Origin of the sequence: Streptomyces sp. NPDC048192 (genome assembly GCF_043202415.1) — a bacterium.
In the GTDB taxonomy this organism is placed as follows: domain Bacteria; phylum Actinomycetota; class Actinomycetes; order Streptomycetales; family Streptomycetaceae; genus Streptomyces.
In genome coordinates this window covers 209150-223417 of sequence record NZ_JBIDAL010000012.1, presented here as the reverse complement: position 1 = coordinate 223417, position 14268 = coordinate 209150, and the positions used below count along the sequence as shown (strand labels likewise).

Below are 14268 nucleotides of genomic sequence, written 5' to 3'. Positions count from 1 at the left end.
CCCCCCTGATCCTTCGTGATGCCCGGGCGCCCCCTGCGCGCCGATAGGGATCAGTTCTAACAGCAACTACTGACAGACGGAGGCTGCGTGTCGGGACGCGATTGGGTCGCCGGGGTTCTGCAGCGACCGTAGGCCGCCCGCTTGACCCGGGCCGCTCCAGCACGGGTAAGAAGCGAGCGGGCGGCCCGGGGACGTGGGGGCCAGGTGGGTGGCGGGGTTATGCGCCGTGGCAGCCCTCGTACGGACGGGCCGAGCCGCACCAGCACTCCGCCCCCCTCCCCGGCGGCCAAGCCACGGCCCGGCCCCGCGCGGCCAGCGTCGTCGCGTACTGCGGGAGCAGGGTCGCGTCTGCCGGGGAGGCGCCCTCGGAGGCTGCGAAGGCCTCGTAGGAGGGGACCGTGCCGGTGACGATGCCCAGGTTGGGGGTGCCGGAGGAGGAGAGTTCGCGGAGGGAGGACTCTATGGTCGCCAGGTGGGTCTCGTGGGACGGGTACTCCGAGGACAGGGTGGGGTACGCCGAGAGGAGTTCGGAGAGTTCCGGGGCCGGCCAGTGGAGGATGGCGACCGGGAAGGGGCGGGAGAGGGCCTCGCGGTAGGCGCCGAGTTCGGCGCGGAGGCGGGAGATCTCCGCGGCGAGTTCCGCCGGGTTGTCCGAGCCGAGGGACCAGACCCGTTTGGGGTCGTGGAGCTCGTCCAGGGACACCGGGGAGGTGTGGAGGGTGTCCGCCAGGACGTCCCAGTCGTCGTGCGGGAGGCCGCGCATGCGGCGGACGCGGTGGCGGCCGTAGAGGAGGGGGTGGGTGGCGGGCGGGGGCGCCTCCTCGGCCGGCAGGAGGAGGCGCGCCGCCTCCGTGAAGGTCTCCTCCGCCGCCTCCAGCTCGTCGTGCGACTCCAGGGACTCCGCGACGATCACCCAGGGGGCCGGGTCCCGGGGCGCCGTCGCGCGGATGCCGTCGATGATCGCCCTGGCCTCCGCCTCGTGGTCGTACTCCCAGAGGTTGGAGGCCTTCAGGGCGCGCACCAGCGCAGGGTTCTCCAGGCCGTCCGGTGAGGACAGCAGGCGGTCGTAGAGCGCGGTGGCCGCGGGGCGGTCGCCGGACAGTTCGAGGTGGGCCGCGGCGCGCAGGAGGAGGGCCTCGGCGTCCTCGGGATACAGTCCGGCGGTCCGCTCCAGGCGTGCCGCTTCGGCGGTGTGGTCGACGTTCTCGGCAGGCGTGTCGGGGCGCATGGGGGACACCGTACTGCCGAGCACTGTCTCGAGGGGGTAAGTGCAGGTCAGGGTCCCCTTAGGGCGTCCTTTACGGTGTGGCTCCGGCCGCGTTCACACCGTCACGCCGTCCACCTGGAGTGTCTGGATCGACTTCGGGGCGAAGGGGACCGACAGGGTTGTGCCGGACAGATGGGTGTCGGTGTGCGGGGTGTAGAGGTCGGAGCCGCCCGTCGTCACCGTGTTCCAGCGGGGGACCAGGCCGGCCGAGCCTCCGGTCACCGACGAGAAGCGGGAGAGGTCGAAGGTCAGGGTCGTGGCCGAGGAGGAGGTGTTCGCGGCGACGATGACCAGGCGTTTCGCCGGTCTGTCCAGGGCCGCCGCGGCGTAGCTCGCCCCGGTGTCCATGATCGTCATGCCCGGGCGGATGTGGCGGGTGAACTGGGCCAGCACGTAGTACTTCGTCTGGACCGCTCCCGGCTGCAGGGTGCTCGCGTCGTACGCGATCGTCGCCCAGCCCGCGCTCGGGTCCATCACCTGCCAGTACACCCACGCCGTCGGGTGCAGCCAGCGGAAGTCGTACAGCAGGTTGCCGGCCAGGGTCAGGCCCGTGGCGTCGCCGTCCCCGGTCTCCGAGTTCCACAGGGCCTTGTGCGCCGTCGTGACGACGTCGGTGTAGAGCAGGTCCCGGCGGCCGCCCGAGCCCTGGTAGCCGTGGACGTTCACCCGGTCCACGTACCCCTTGGTGGTGGCGGAGAAGGAGTTCCAGGTGGTGCGGGCCAGGTCGTAGCTCGTCTCGTCGGACGCCGAGATCCTCGTCGCCGTCAGGCCCCGCTTGTCCAACTCGCTGCGCAGGTGCGGCAGTACGGCCGCCTGGACCGTCGCGTCCATGTGGCAGCCCTCCTGCGTGCCGGTGGCCGTCCACCAGGAGGACGAGGGTTCGTTGAAGGCCTCCACCGTGCTGAAGGCCACGCCCCAGTTCTGCTTCGCGTACAGCGCCACCGACGCCAGGTGGGAGGCGTGCTGGCGGTAGTTCCAGGACTGGAGGTTGTTGCCGCCGTCCGCGGCGCCGGAGGGGTTGTGGTCGAGGCACATCCACCACATGGGGGAGTTGGCGAACAGCTCGCTGATCGCGCCCCGTTGGGTCGCCTTGACCAGCATCGCGCGCTGGGTCGCGTCCGCCGTCCACTTCCAGGACGACGACGTGGGGTCCTCGTTCGTCCAGTCCTGCCAGTAGCCCTCGATCTGCTTGAAGCGCGGGATGTCGGGGGAGACGGCCATCGTTTCGCCGTTGACGCTGTTCCAGCTGCACGCGCCCAGGTTGTAGCGGGCGATGTTCAGGCCGAGGCCGGGCAGGGGAGTGCCGTTGTACGTCGTCGTCTTCGTGGTGAAGAAGATGTCCGCGAAGTCGTCCCGGGTTCCGAAGACGTTCGCCCACCAGGCCAGCGAGGTGCCCCAGCCCTCCCAGGTGCCGTAGGCGGCGGACGGGTCGACGGCGATCGTCGCGTCCGCCCGCGCCGTGCCCGTGGCCAGGGCGCTGCCCAGGGCGGCGCCGCCCGCTGCTGCCAACAGGGTTCTGCGTCGGATCATGGGGGTCTCCGCTTCTCCGTTGCGGCTCCGGCAGCAGGAAGCATCGGGGGTGGCGGACGGGGTTGTCGAGGGTTCCGGCAGGCCTTTCTCAAACCCGTTGAGGAAGAGGTGTCGTCCTTCGAGTTCGTATCCGACTTCCTTGTGGATAAGGCCAGTTGTGGTCCGTGCGCCACGGAGATTCCGGGCCCGGTCGCCCCGGCCCCGGTCGCCCCGGCCCCGGTCGGCCCGGCCGCGGTCGCCCCGGCCCCCGTCGCCTTGGCTCGCCCCGGTCCCGCTAGCGCCGCCGCTCCCGCAGCACCCCCACCAGCACCGCGCCCGCCAGTGCCAGGCCCGCCGACACCAGCAGTGCGGTGTCCGTGCCGCTCGCCAGGGTGCGGGAGGAGGTGGCGACGGCGATGGTCAGGGCCACGCCGGCGCAGGAGCCGATGTAGCGGAGGGTCTGCTGGGCGCCGGAGCCCATCGCGGCCCGTTCGCGCGGGACCGAGTCCACGGCCAGCAGCGGCAGCGCGCCGTTGAGCAGGCCGCTGCCGATGCCGCTGATGACCAGGCCGGGCAGCAGCCGGGTCCAGGAGCCGGAGGCGAGGGCGCCGATCATGGTCAGGACGGCGACGGCGTGCAGGGCGAAGCCGACGGCGAGCTGGGCGCGCGGGGCGATCCGGCCGGCCAGGTGCTTGACCTGGAGGGCGACCGCGAAGCTCAGGCCGGACCAGAGCAGGAGCAGCCAGGCCGTCCGTATCGGGGACAGGTGGAGGACCTGCTGGAACAGGGCCGGCAGGAAACTGAACATGCCGATCACCGAGAGCCCGGTGAACAGGCCGCCCGCGGCCGAGGCCAGGAACGGGGTGTGGCGCAGCAGGCCCAGCTCGATCATCGGGGTACGCGTCCGGTGCTCCACGGCGGTGAAGAGCCCGAGCAGGACGACCGCGGCCGCCAGCAGCAGGCCGACCGGGGCGCGCAGCCAGCCGTCGCGGCCCAGGGTCAGGGCCGCCACCAGGGCGACCAGCGCCAGGCCGAAGGTCAGGGCGCCCGGGATGTCCGGGCGGCCGCCGCGCGGGGCGCGTGATTCGGCGAGCGCGCGGGTGCCGAGCGCGGCCAGGACGACGGCCGCGGCGCCCAGCACGCCGTAGGCCACCCGCCAGCTCGGCAGCGCGCCCGCCACCAGGGGGCCCACCGCGATGCCGCCGCTGACGAAGGCGCCCCACACGCCGGTCGCGTGCAGCCGGCCGCGCGGGGACGGGAAGGCGGCGACCAGCAGGCCGAGGCTGCTCGCGAGGATCGCCGCGCTCGCCGCGCCCTGGGCGATGCGGGCGAGGGTGAACTGCCAGGTGGACGTGGAGAAGGCGCCGAGCGCGGTGGTGAGGCCGAGGGCCAGGGTGCCGGCGAGGAAGATCCGGCGGCGGCCGTAGTCGTCGGCGAGGCTGCCGGCGACGAGCAGTACGGCGGCGAGGCCGAGCGGGGTGCCGTTCAGCAGCCAGGCCTGGGCGGAGAGCGGGGTGTGCAGGGCGGTCGCGGTGCCGGGCAGCGTGACCATCGGCGCGGTGTACGTCATCAGCGTGACGGCGGTGGCCGCGCTGGTCACGGCGAGCGTGGCCCGGGGGCGGACGGGGGCGTCCCGGGTGGTGGCGCCGCGTACGGCGGGGGCGGCGGATGCGGTGGTCGTGGAGGCGTCGAGCCCGGTCATGGTGTGGTCCTGTCCTTCCGGGGGCTGCGGCCGGGGTGAGCGGCGGAGCGGAGCAAAGGTTCAGTCATTGAACCGACCTGACCGCACCACCGTAACACCCACAGTTCGGTCAGTGAACCTATGCCTGGAAAGTGGTTACAGTGGACGGCATGGCACTGGGCAAGGACTACGCGTCGCAGGAGTGCTCGATCGCCCGCGCGCTCGAGATCGTCGGCGAGCGCTGGACGCTGCTCGTCGTCCGCGACGCGCTCTACGGCATCCGGCGGTACAACGACTTCCTGGTCCACCTCGGCATCCCGCGCGCCGTCCTCGCCGCCCGGCTGCAGACCCTGACCGCCGAGGGCATCCTCGAGAAGCGGCGGTACCAGCAGTCGCCGCCGCGCGACGAGTACGTCCTCACCGAGCGCGGCATCGCCCTGTGGCCCACCCTGCGCGCGCTCGGCCTGTGGGGTCGCGAGCACTTCACCGAGGCGCGGCTGCGCTACTTCCGGCACAACGAGTGCGGCACGGAACTCGGCCCGTACGGCGAATGTCCCGCGTGCGGGGGCGTCGTGCCGGTCGGGGACGTGGTCATGGAGCCCGGGCCCGGCCTCGACCCGGACCCGGCGGATCCGGTCAGCCGGGCCCTGCTGAAGCCGAAACGGCTGCTGGAGCCGCTGGAGACGGAACCCGCCTGACCCTCCAGCCCTCCAGTCCTTCAGATGGCGCCGCCCGGCCCCTCAGCCGGCGCCCGCCCGGCCCCTCAGCCGGCGCCCGCCCGGCCCCTCAGCCGGCGCCCGTCTCCCGGAGCAGGCCGATGCCTGTCCGGTCGGTGGCGTCCGAGTCGCCGCCCAGCCGGTGGACGACCACCCAGCGGCCGTCCTGCGCGCGAGCCCCGGCGAAGACCGACGCGTGGCGGGTCGCGCCGTTGTGCCAGTGGACGGGCCCCGCCGTCTGCCACGAGGGCGCGGGATCGCCCAGCCGGCGCTCGATCACCAGCCGGACGAGCAGGTCGGCGACCGCGCGCGGCGTCGCCCACAGCCCGCCCGCCGGAAGGATCGCCCCGTCCATGGTCCAGGGCCGCCGGCCCCTGCCGAACAGCCCCGGGGCGAGCAGTCGTTGGTCCGGCGCGGGCCGTGCGCTCACCTCCCGGACGTCCAGCGGGCGCAGCACGTGCTCGGCGAGCAGTTCCTCGTACGGCGCGCCGGCCGCCCCGGCCAGCGCGGCGCCCAGGACGGCGTACCCGAGGTTGGAGTACTCCTCCTGCCGTCCCGGCGGGCGGACGACGACCGAGTCCAGGCGGCCCAGCAGCCGGTGCAGGGCGCCGGCGTCGAACGCGGCGTACGGATCGCGGAGGCGGACCGCTCCGGGCGGCAGGCGCGGCAGGCCGGACGTGTGCGCGGCCAGGTGCCGCAGGGTGATGCCGGTGCCGGGTACGGCGGGGAGCCAGCGCTCGACGGGGTCGTCGGCGTCGAGCAGGCCCGCTGCGGCCATGCGCATGAGCGCCGTACCGGTGAGCACCTTGGTGAAGGAGCCGATCTCCACGAACCGGTCCACGGCGTGGCCGTCGGTGACGCGCGCGGGAGAGGCGTCGGTGAGGACGCAGGTGGGAATGCGAGGCATGCGGTGCCCTTCACGTGTCCGCCATCAGGTATACAAGGAGACAGAGGGCAAGCAGGCCTTGGTGGTTGAGCCCGCGGGGAGGTCGAGCCCGCGGGAGGGTCGAGACCGGGAGAGGGGGAGACGGGTGGTGGTCCGACGTCTCGCACGGCCGCGTGCGCTCGCCCCGCTGCTGCTCCTGCTCCTGCCGCTCCTCGTGCTGCCGGTCCTGCTGCTCGACGCCGGCAACCTCTCCGCGACCGTCGCGCTCGCCGCGACCACGGCGGCCGGGGCCGCCTTCGCCGCCTGCGCGCTGATCGCCGCCCGCAGCGCGCCCGCCGTACCGCCCACCCGGGTGCGCACGGCGATCCGCGACCGGGCCCGGCGTACGGCCTTCCTGCCGCAGCGCGATCCCGACGCGCCCGGCCGGCGCCGGCCCAGGGCGCCCGGACAGGCCCTTCCGGCGACCGCCGCGTAGGGCACCCGCACTCCCGTAGGTGACCCCGCGCGGGTCGTCATGCCGTTTTCCGCGTCATTCCGGCACGACGAGACCTCCGGAGGGCTCACCCATGTCCGTCTTCTCCGTCTTCCCCGTCTTCTCCGTGTTCGCCGAGCTGGTCGAGCGCCTCGCCGGCCTGCTCCAGCCGCTCTTCCACGGCTGCGCGGCCGCCGCCGCGATCGTCCTGTTCACCGCGCTCGTACGGCTCCTCGTCCACCCGCTGTCCCGGGCCGCCGCCCGCGGGCAGCGGGCCCGCGCCGAACTCCAGCCGCGCATCGCAGAGCTGCGCCGCAAGCACGCCGAGGACCCGCGCCGGCTGCAGCAGGCGGTGCTCGAACTCCACGCCGAGGCACGCGTCTCGCCGCTGTCCGGCTGCCTGCCCAGCCTGCTCCAGACGCCCGCCTTCTTCCTGCTGTACCACCTCTTCTCCAGCACCACGATCGGCGGCGCGAGCAACGGCCTGCTCGCCCACCGGCTGTTCGCGGCGCCCCTCGCCGGGCGCTGGGCCGACGCCCTCGCCGGCGGCGGGGTGTTCGGCCCGGCCGGGCTGGTCTACCTCGGCCTGTTCGCCGTCGTCGCGGCCGTCGCCACCTTCAACTACCGCCGCGCCCAGCGGATGACGGCGGCCGGCCCGGTCGAGGGCGTCGGCGCAGACGGCGAGCAGGCGCCCGGGCTTGGCGCGGTCACCAAGGCCATGCCGTTCCTGTCCTTCTTCACGCTCGTCACCGTCGCGGTCGTCCCGCTGGCCGCCGCGCTCTACGTCGTCACCAGCACGGCGTGGAGCGCGGCCGAGCGGGCCGTGCTGTACCGGTAGCGGACATCGGCAGAGCACAGGGCGGTGGGGTCCAGTACGTGAACAGGGTCTTGCCTAGTGGACCGGTGAATTGGAGGATCGACCAGTCCTCCGATGGCTGCACCCATCGGTCCGGGCGTCCGCGATCGAGGGAGATGGTGACCATGAAGCTGCTGCGAGTCGGTACGGCAGGGGCCGAGCGGCCCGCGCTGCTCGACGCCGGGGGGACCCTGAGGGACCTGTCGGGCCTCGTGGACGACATCGACGGCGCGCTCCTCGCCGACGACGGCGCGCTCGGCCGGGTACGGGCGGCGGCCGAGTCCGGCGAGCTGCCCGCGCTGGACGCGACCGGACTGCGGATCGGGCCGCCGCTGGCCCGCATCGGGAAGATCGTGTGCATCGGGCTCAACTACCACGACCACGCCCGCGAGACGGGCGCCGAGCCGCCCGCCGAGCCGGTCGTCTTCTTCAAGGCGCCGGACACCGTCGTCGGGCCCAACGACACGGTGCTCGTCCCGCGGGGGTCGGCCAAGACCGACTGGGAAGTGGAACTGGCGGTCGTCATCGGGCGCACCGCCCGCTACCTCGGCTCCGCCGAAGAAGGACTCGCCCATGTCGCCGGGTACGCGGTGGCGCACGACGTGTCCGAGCGGGAGTTCCAGATCGAGCGCGGCGGGACCTGGGACAAGGGCAAGAACTGCGAGACCTTCAACCCGCTGGGCCCGTGGCTGGTGACGGCGGACGAGGTGCCCGATCCGCAGAGCCTGTCGCTGAAGCTGTGGGTCAACGGCGAACTGAAGCAGGACGGCACGACGGCCGAGCAGATCTTCCCGGTCGGTGAAGTCGTGCGCTACGTCAGCCAGTTCATGACGCTGTACCCCGGCGACGTCATCAACACGGGGACGCCGGCGGGGGTGGCGATGGGCCGGCCCGAACCCAAGCCGTACCTGCGGGCCGGGGACGTGGTCGAGCTGGAGATCGCGGGGCTCGGGCGGCAGCGGCAGGAGCTGAAGGACGCGTAGGCGCTCCGCTGGCCAGCGCCGGGGAACTCCGGGTTCGTCGCCGGGTGCGGGTGGTTCGTGGCTGGTCGCTCCCCCAAGTTCTCGGCTTCGCTCGAACCCGGGGGGACCCCCATCGCGGCGGAGCCGCATGTCGATACGGCCCCGCGGCCCTTCGGGGCGCTTCGCCTCACCCCAAGAGAGAAGCGAGTGTGCGCCATTCCTCCCTCGGGAGGGCGTTCCGGTCGCCGCCCGTGACGATCTGGAGGGCCACGTGGTCCGCGCCCGCCTCGTGGAAGGTGTGGATGCGGTCCCGGATCCGGGTCTCGTCGCCCCAGGCGAAGACCGCGTCGACGAGGCGGTCGCTGCCGCCGTTGGCCAGGTCGTCCTCGGTGAAGCCGAGGCGCAGGAAGTTGTTGGTGTAGTTCGGCAGGGCGAGGTACATCGCGAGGGTCTCGCGGGCGAGGGCGCGGGCCCGGGACGGGTCGGTCTCCAGGACCACCTTCAGCTCGGGCGCGAGCAGCGGGCCCGGGCCGAGGATCTCGCGGGCCTGGGCGGTGTGCTCCGCGGTGACCAGGTACGGCACCGCGCCCGCCGCCCGGTCGCGGGCCAGCTCCAGCGTCTTGGGGCCGAGGGCGGCGAGGACGCGGCGGTCCGCGGGGACGCCGGCCGTGTCGAGGGCGTCGAGGTAGGCGACCAGGGCCGAGTACGGCCGGCGGTACTGGTCGGCGAGCTTGGCGTGGCTCACGCCGAGGCCGAGCAGGAAGCGGCCGGGGTGGGCCGCGTCCACCTCGGCGAAGGACGCGGCGCTGGTCTCGGCGTCGTAGTCCCAGATGCTCTGGATGCTGGTGCCGACGGTGAGGGTTTGGGTCTCCTCCAGCAGCGGTACGGCGTGCCGGGCGGCGCTGCTGCCGCCCAGCCAGACGGCCCCGTAGCCGAGCTGCTCCAACTCGGCTGCGGCTTCCGCGAGTTCTCCGCGTCGCGCGGGGTCCTCGGCACGCAGGCCGATGCTCCAGACGCCGTACCGGCCGATCCTGTCCTTCAACGCGTTCGGGGTGCTCATGGGGCCTTCCCTCCGGGTGGGGCTGTGATCGTCAACGTCTGCAGCCATTCCCAACGGGAGGGATCCCTCACGTAATCCCGGCGGGTGTCACACCTTCAGGAACCGCTCCAGCGCCTCCACGACGAACCGGTGGTCCTGTAGCTGGGGCAGGCCCGAGACCGTGACGGCGCCGATCACGCCCACGTTCTCCACGGTGATCGGGAACGAGCCGCCGTGCGCCGCGTAGGCGTCCGGGTCGAGGCGGGAGGAGTCCTCGAACGTCGTGCCCTTGGCGCGGAAGCGGGCGCCGACCAGGTAGGAGGAGGCGCCGTAGCGCTCGACGACCCGGCGCTTGCGGGCGATCCAGGCGTCGTTGTCCGGGGTGGAGCCCGGCAGGGCGGCGTGGAAGAGCTGCTGGCCGGCCCGGTGGATGTCGATGGCCACCGGGGCCTGGCGCTCCCGGGCCAGCTCGACCAGGAGCGAGCCGAGGGCCCAGGCGTCGTCGTGGGTGAACTGCCGGAACACCAGGCGGCGTTCCTGCGCCTCCAGTTCCTCGACGGACGGCGTGAGTTCGGGAGTGGTCCTGGGCGTGACCTGGGGATGGTGCTGCTGGTGGGGCATCAGAGGGTCACCGTCACCTTCTCGCGGGCCGACGTGCGGGCCGCTTCGAGTACGTCGAGGGCGGCGGCCGCCTCCAGGGCGGTCACCGGGTTGGGTCCTGCGCCGGTCAGGGCGCGTGCGACGGCCGCGTAGTAGGCGGGGTAGTCGCCGGCGAGGGTCGGTACGGGCGTGCCGCCGCCGGTCAGCGGGGACTCCCCGGCGCCGATACGGCCGTACAGGGACTCCGGCTCGGCGCCCCACCCGGGGCCTGGGCGCAGGCCCTCGCGCAGCGCCGCCTCCTGCGGGTCGAGGCCGTACTTCACATAGCCCGCCCGGGAGCCGAGGACCCGGAAGCGGGGGCCGAGCTGGGCGGTGGTCGCGGAGACGTAGAGGTGGGAGCGGACGCCGCCGGCGTGGGTGAGCGCGATGAAGGTGTCGTCGTCGGTCTCGGCGCCGGGCCGGCGGACGTCCGTCTCGGCGTACACCTCGGTGACCGGGCCGAAGAGGACCAGCGCCTGGTCGACGACATGGCTGCCGAGGTCGTAGAGGAGACCTCCGATCTCTGCCGGGTCGCCGGACTCGCGCCAGCCGCCCTTGAGCTGCGGGCGCCAGCGCTCGAAGCGGGACTCGAAGCGCCATACGTCACCGAGGTCGCCCTGGGAGATCAGCCGGCGCAGGGTCAGGAAGTCGTTGTCCCAGCGGCGGTTCTGGAAGACGGACAGGAGCAGGCCGCGTTCCTCGGCGAGGGCCGCGAGGTCGCGGGCCTCGGCCGCCGTGCCCGCGAGGGGCTTGTCGACGACGACCGGCAGTCCGGCCTTGAGGGCGGTGGCGGCGAGCGGGACGTGCGTCTTGTTCGGGGAGGCGATGACGACGAGGTCCAGCTCGTCCGCGCCGTCGAACAGCTCCTCGGCGGTGGCGGCGAACCGCACGTCCGGGAACTCGGCGCGGGCCTGTTGCTGCCGCTCCGCGCTGGAGGTGACCACCGTGTCCAGGGCGAGGCCCTCGGTGGCGGCGATCAGCGGGGCGTGGAAGACGGAGCCGGCGAGGCCGTAGCCGATCAGGCCGACGCGGAGGGGGGTGGCAGTCGTGCGTCCTGTCATGCCGTCCACTTTCGCAACGCTGTTGCCAAAGTGCAAGTGGTGAGGAGAATGGGTGGCGTGAACAGGGCGAGTACGGGCACCGGCGCGGGCGCCGGGATCGGCGGCGGGGCTGTGGGGGCGAATCTCGGGGCGGTGCGCAGCCACAACACCGCCCTGGTGCTGGGCTTGCTGCGGGACGCCGGGGCGGAGGGGATCAGCCGGCTGGAACTGGCCGAGCGCACCGGGCTGACCCCGCAGGCCGTCAGCAAGATCACCGCCCGGCTGCGGGAGGAGGGCCTCGCGGCACAGGCCGGGCGGCGGGCCTCGACCGGGGGCAAGCCGCGCACCGTGCTGCGGCTGGTGCCGGAGGCCGGGCACGCGGTGGGCGTGCATCTGGACCGCGACGAGCTGCGGGTGGTGCTGGTCGATCTCGACGGGGCCGTGGTGGGCGAGCGGCGGGCCGGGCTGGGGCTCGGGGCCGGGGCGGACGCCGTGCCGGCGGTGGTCGCGGACACGGTGGAGACGGTGGTGCGGGAGAGCCTGGGCCGCGGCGGCGCGCGGCTCTCCGGCGCCGGGACGCTGCTCGGGGTGGGGGTGGCGGTGCCGGGGCCGCTCGATCACGCGCGCGGGGTGCTGCACCGGGTGACCGGGTTTCCCGAGTGGGACGGGTTCCCGCTGCGCGACGCGCTCGCGGAGCGGCTGGGGGTGCCGGTCGTGGTGGACAAGGACACCAACGCCGCGGCGCTCGGGCTGTCGGTGGGCGGCGAAGGGGGTGCCGGCGGTTCCTTCGCGTATCTGCATCTCGGCACGGGGCTCGGCGCCGGGCTGGTGATCGGCGGGCGGGTGCACCGGGGGGCGCGGACCGGGGCGGGGGAGTTCGGGCACCAGGTGGTCCAGCTCGACGGGCCGCTGTGCGAGTGCGGGGACCGGGGCTGCGTGGAGGCGCTGTGCCTGGACGCCGTACGGCGCGGGGAGACGGCCCGGGCGGCGCGGGTGCTCGGCGTGGGGGCGGCGAACCTGGCCGGGCTGCTGGACATCGACGCGGTGCTGCTGGGCGGGCGGACCGTCGCCGGGGCACCGGAGGTGTTCGTGCGCGGGGTCGCGGAGGTCCTCGACGCCCGGGCCCGGCGGGAGGGGGCGACGGGCGGGGCGGTGCCGGTGCGGTGCGCTCCGCGGGGGGAGCGGGTGGTGGCGGAGGGCGCGGCGCAACTGCTGCTGGCGCCGGTGTTCGGGAGGGGGGAGGCGTGAACGCGCCCGCTGCTACGGCATGGTCACGCGCCCGGCAGGTTCAGCTGCCAGGACACCCCGAAGCGGTCGTTGACCCAGCCGAACCTGGGGCTGAAGCCGTAGTCGCCCAGGGGCATCAGTTCCGTGCCCTGGTCGGAGAGCGCGGCGTAGAGGCGGTCGATCTCGGCCTCGTTCTCGCACTGGACGAAGAGCGAGATCGCCGGCGTGAAGGTGAACTCGTGCCGCGCGGGGCTGTCGATGCACATGAACTGCTGGCCGGCGAGCGAGAACGTCGCGTGCTGCACGCTGCCCTCCTTGCCGGGCCCGCCGGCGCCGTAGCGAGTGATGCGGACGATCCCGGCGTCGTCGAAGAGGGACGCGTAGAAGGTCATCGCGGCCTCGGCGTTGCCCTCGAACATCAGAAACGTGGTGATCTTCTGCGACGACTCGATCCTCATCCCAGCGCTCCTTCGACACGGACCCGTACCTGTGCTCACAATGGAACCAAGAGCATCGAGCGAATCAAGCGCATCCGTCGCATCAAGCGCCTCTCGGCGCGGTGAGGAGTGAGCATGCGCTGCTCCCGCATCACCACCGCCACCCTCGTCGGCGTCAGCGTCGTCGCCCTCGCCGGGACCGCCGCCGCCTCCCCGGCCGGCACCGTCAGTCCCGCGAAGGTGAAGCCGGGCCAGACCGTCTCCCTCACGCTCAGGGGATGCAGTGACCCCGCCAAGGGCGGCCGCGCCGAGGGCGAGCAGACCGGCGCGCACACCTCGGAACGCACCCCCATCCGCACCACCCGGCTGCAGCCGACCGAGAAGGGCGTGCTGGTCGGGGTCGCCGGCGTCGAGCGGAACGCGCGCCCGGGCGTCCAGCACATCTACCTGACCTGCGCCTCGGATCCGGACGCCGTGGTCACGGTGGACGTCACCGTCACGGGCTGACCGCTCCACCGGCACGCGCCGCTCGCTGCGACCCCGCTGATCGAGCGGACTTCCCGCCCCCCGCCGGAGTGGCGGGCCCGGACGCGCCGGCCGACCGGCAGTCTCATGTGTTCATGAGACTGCCCCCGCCCCTGCCTCCGTCCCAGCCCCCGCTGCGGTCCCTGTCCCTGCCCCCGTCGCTCCGGCTCGCCGCGGCCGCCGCGTCCGCCTCCGTCGTCGTGGTCGTCACCACCGCGCCGGCCGCCGCGGCCGCCGCCCCGCCGCCCGCCTGCGCGGGCGCGGACACGCGGGCCTTCCCGCTGGCCGCCCGGATCCGGGGCGGCCCGCCCTCCTACGAGGCGGGCGGCGGATTCGGCACCTGGTACCTCGACCTCACCAACACCGCCGGCGAGACCTGCACCGGCATCCACCCGGTGGTCGTCCTCGTCGACGACAAGCACGAACTCCGCCCCGACCAGCCGCAGCTGGAGTTCTACGACGGCGCGCGGCCGCTGCCGGTGACGTTCGAGAGCACCGACGAGCAGGAGCTGGTCGGCGTGCTCGACGGCGCCGGGTTCCAGGGGTTCGCCGTGCCCCCCGGGAAGACCGTCAGCGTCAAGCTCAGGCTCGCGCTTCCCTCCGACACCCCCTCCGACCAGGTCACCGTCAACGCCGCCGTGGTCCAGCGCCGGGGCGACGACGGCGACTGGGTCGGCGAGTCCAACGCCTACCGGTTCGCGATCGGCCCGTACGGCGAGGAGCCGCCGCCGCAGCCGGACGCGACCGGGAAGAGCGCGGGCCCGCGGCCGTCCGCGAGCCCGCGGGCCACGCCCGGCACCGGTACCGGCGCTTCCAGCCCCGGGCCCTCCCTTCCGTTCGCCGCGGACGCGGCCGAGGCCGCGCAGCGGGCCCGCGAGCTGGCGGACACCGGGCCGGGGCTCGCCCACGGACTGCTCGCGGCCGGCGCGGCGTTCCTCGCCGTGGTCTGCGGGGCGCTGGTCGTGGCCCGCAGGCGCCGCTGAGCCGGGTGGCGTACGACGCCGCCCGTGCC

The 14268-nt window shown here is 73.9% G+C and carries 15 protein-coding genes; 7 read left to right on the top strand and 8 right to left on the bottom strand.

Translation table 11 applies throughout. The annotated features are described in order from the left end of the window. Positions 1–217: 217 nt before the first annotated feature. From ACGFZN_RS26490 to ACGFZN_RS26480, 3 genes are all read right to left on the bottom strand, one after another. Positions 218–1228 carry a hypothetical protein gene (locus ACGFZN_RS26490; protein WP_393860976.1) on the bottom strand — a complete coding sequence of 337 codons (1011 nt, stop codon included), beginning with the start codon at positions 1226–1228 and terminating at the stop codon, positions 218–220. Positions 1229–1321: 93 nt separating this feature from the next. Further along, positions 1322–2797 (bottom strand): beta-1,6-galactanase, encoded by a 1476-nt coding sequence (locus ACGFZN_RS26485; protein WP_393860975.1) that lies wholly within the window; start codon positions 2795–2797, stop codon positions 1322–1324. Between the two features lie 274 nt (positions 2798–3071). Then, entirely contained in the window at positions 3072–4478 is a 1407-nt protein-coding gene (locus tag ACGFZN_RS26480) for an MFS transporter (protein WP_393860974.1), read from the bottom strand. A 149-nt stretch (positions 4479–4627) separates the two neighbouring features. Here ACGFZN_RS26480 and ACGFZN_RS26475 point away from each other — a divergent pair, with 149 nt between their 5' ends. Next, on the top strand, positions 4628–5155 hold the full coding sequence (locus ACGFZN_RS26475; protein WP_393860973.1) for a winged helix-turn-helix transcriptional regulator: 528 nt from the start codon (positions 4628–4630) through the stop codon (positions 5153–5155). Between the two features lie 88 nt (positions 5156–5243). On the opposite strand, the gene ACGFZN_RS26470 is transcribed toward ACGFZN_RS26475, so the two are convergent. Continuing rightward, on the bottom strand, positions 5244–6080 hold the full coding sequence (locus ACGFZN_RS26470; RefSeq protein ID WP_393860972.1) for a serine hydrolase domain-containing protein: 837 nt from the start codon (positions 6078–6080) through the stop codon (positions 5244–5246). Positions 6081–6207: 127 nt separating this feature from the next. Between ACGFZN_RS26470 and ACGFZN_RS26465 the strand changes: the two genes are divergently transcribed. The 3 genes from ACGFZN_RS26465 to ACGFZN_RS26455 all read left to right on the top strand — a co-directional run bounded on the left by ACGFZN_RS26465 (position 6208) and on the right by ACGFZN_RS26455 (position 8370). Beyond that, positions 6208–6534, top strand: a complete 327-nt coding sequence (locus ACGFZN_RS26465) for a DUF6412 domain-containing protein (protein ID WP_393860971.1) — start codon at positions 6208–6210, stop codon at positions 6532–6534. Between the two features lie 91 nt (positions 6535–6625). After that, entirely contained in the window at positions 6626–7369 is a 744-nt protein-coding gene (locus tag ACGFZN_RS26460) for a YidC/Oxa1 family membrane protein insertase (RefSeq protein WP_393860970.1), read from the top strand. 143 nt (positions 7370–7512) lie between these two features. After that, a complete protein-coding gene (locus ACGFZN_RS26455; RefSeq protein ID WP_393860969.1) occupies positions 7513–8370 on the top strand; it encodes a fumarylacetoacetate hydrolase family protein in 858 nt (285 codons plus the stop codon). 166 nt (positions 8371–8536) lie between these two features. Here the strand turns inward: ACGFZN_RS26455 and ACGFZN_RS26450 are convergent, their stop codons facing one another. From ACGFZN_RS26450 to ACGFZN_RS26440, 3 genes are all read right to left on the bottom strand, one after another. Further along, a complete protein-coding gene (locus ACGFZN_RS26450; protein WP_393860968.1) occupies positions 8537–9409 on the bottom strand; it encodes an LLM class F420-dependent oxidoreductase in 873 nt (290 codons plus the stop codon). Between the two features lie 87 nt (positions 9410–9496). Further along, positions 9497–10009, bottom strand: coding sequence for a heme-degrading domain-containing protein (locus ACGFZN_RS26445; RefSeq protein WP_393860967.1), 513 nt, complete (start codon positions 10007–10009; stop codon positions 9497–9499). Further along, positions 10009–11088 (bottom strand): Gfo/Idh/MocA family oxidoreductase, encoded by a 1080-nt coding sequence (locus ACGFZN_RS26440; protein WP_393860966.1) that lies wholly within the window; start codon positions 11086–11088, stop codon positions 10009–10011. The genes ACGFZN_RS26445 and ACGFZN_RS26440 overlap by 1 nt, the downstream gene beginning before the upstream one ends. 48 nt (positions 11089–11136) lie before the next feature. Here ACGFZN_RS26440 and ACGFZN_RS26435 point away from each other — a divergent pair, with 48 nt between their 5' ends. Then, entirely contained in the window at positions 11137–12315 is a 1179-nt protein-coding gene (locus ACGFZN_RS26435) for an ROK family protein (protein ID WP_393860965.1), read from the top strand. Between the two features lie 23 nt (positions 12316–12338). Here the strand turns inward: ACGFZN_RS26435 and ACGFZN_RS26430 are convergent, their stop codons facing one another. Further along, positions 12339–12752: a VOC family protein gene (locus ACGFZN_RS26430; protein ID WP_393860964.1), complete on the bottom strand. Its 414-nt coding sequence runs from the start codon at positions 12750–12752 to the stop codon at positions 12339–12341. A 114-nt stretch (positions 12753–12866) separates the two neighbouring features. On the opposite strand from ACGFZN_RS26430, the gene ACGFZN_RS26425 reads away from it, so the two are divergent. Beyond that, complete coding sequence (locus ACGFZN_RS26425; RefSeq protein ID WP_393860963.1) at positions 12867–13238, top strand: hypothetical protein; 372 nt, start codon at positions 12867–12869, stop codon at positions 13236–13238. A gap of 113 nt (positions 13239–13351) precedes the next feature. Continuing rightward, positions 13352–14239 carry a hypothetical protein gene (locus ACGFZN_RS26420; protein ID WP_393860962.1) on the top strand — a complete coding sequence of 296 codons (888 nt, stop codon included), beginning with the start codon at positions 13352–13354 and terminating at the stop codon, positions 14237–14239. Positions 14240–14268 lie beyond the last annotated feature (29 nt).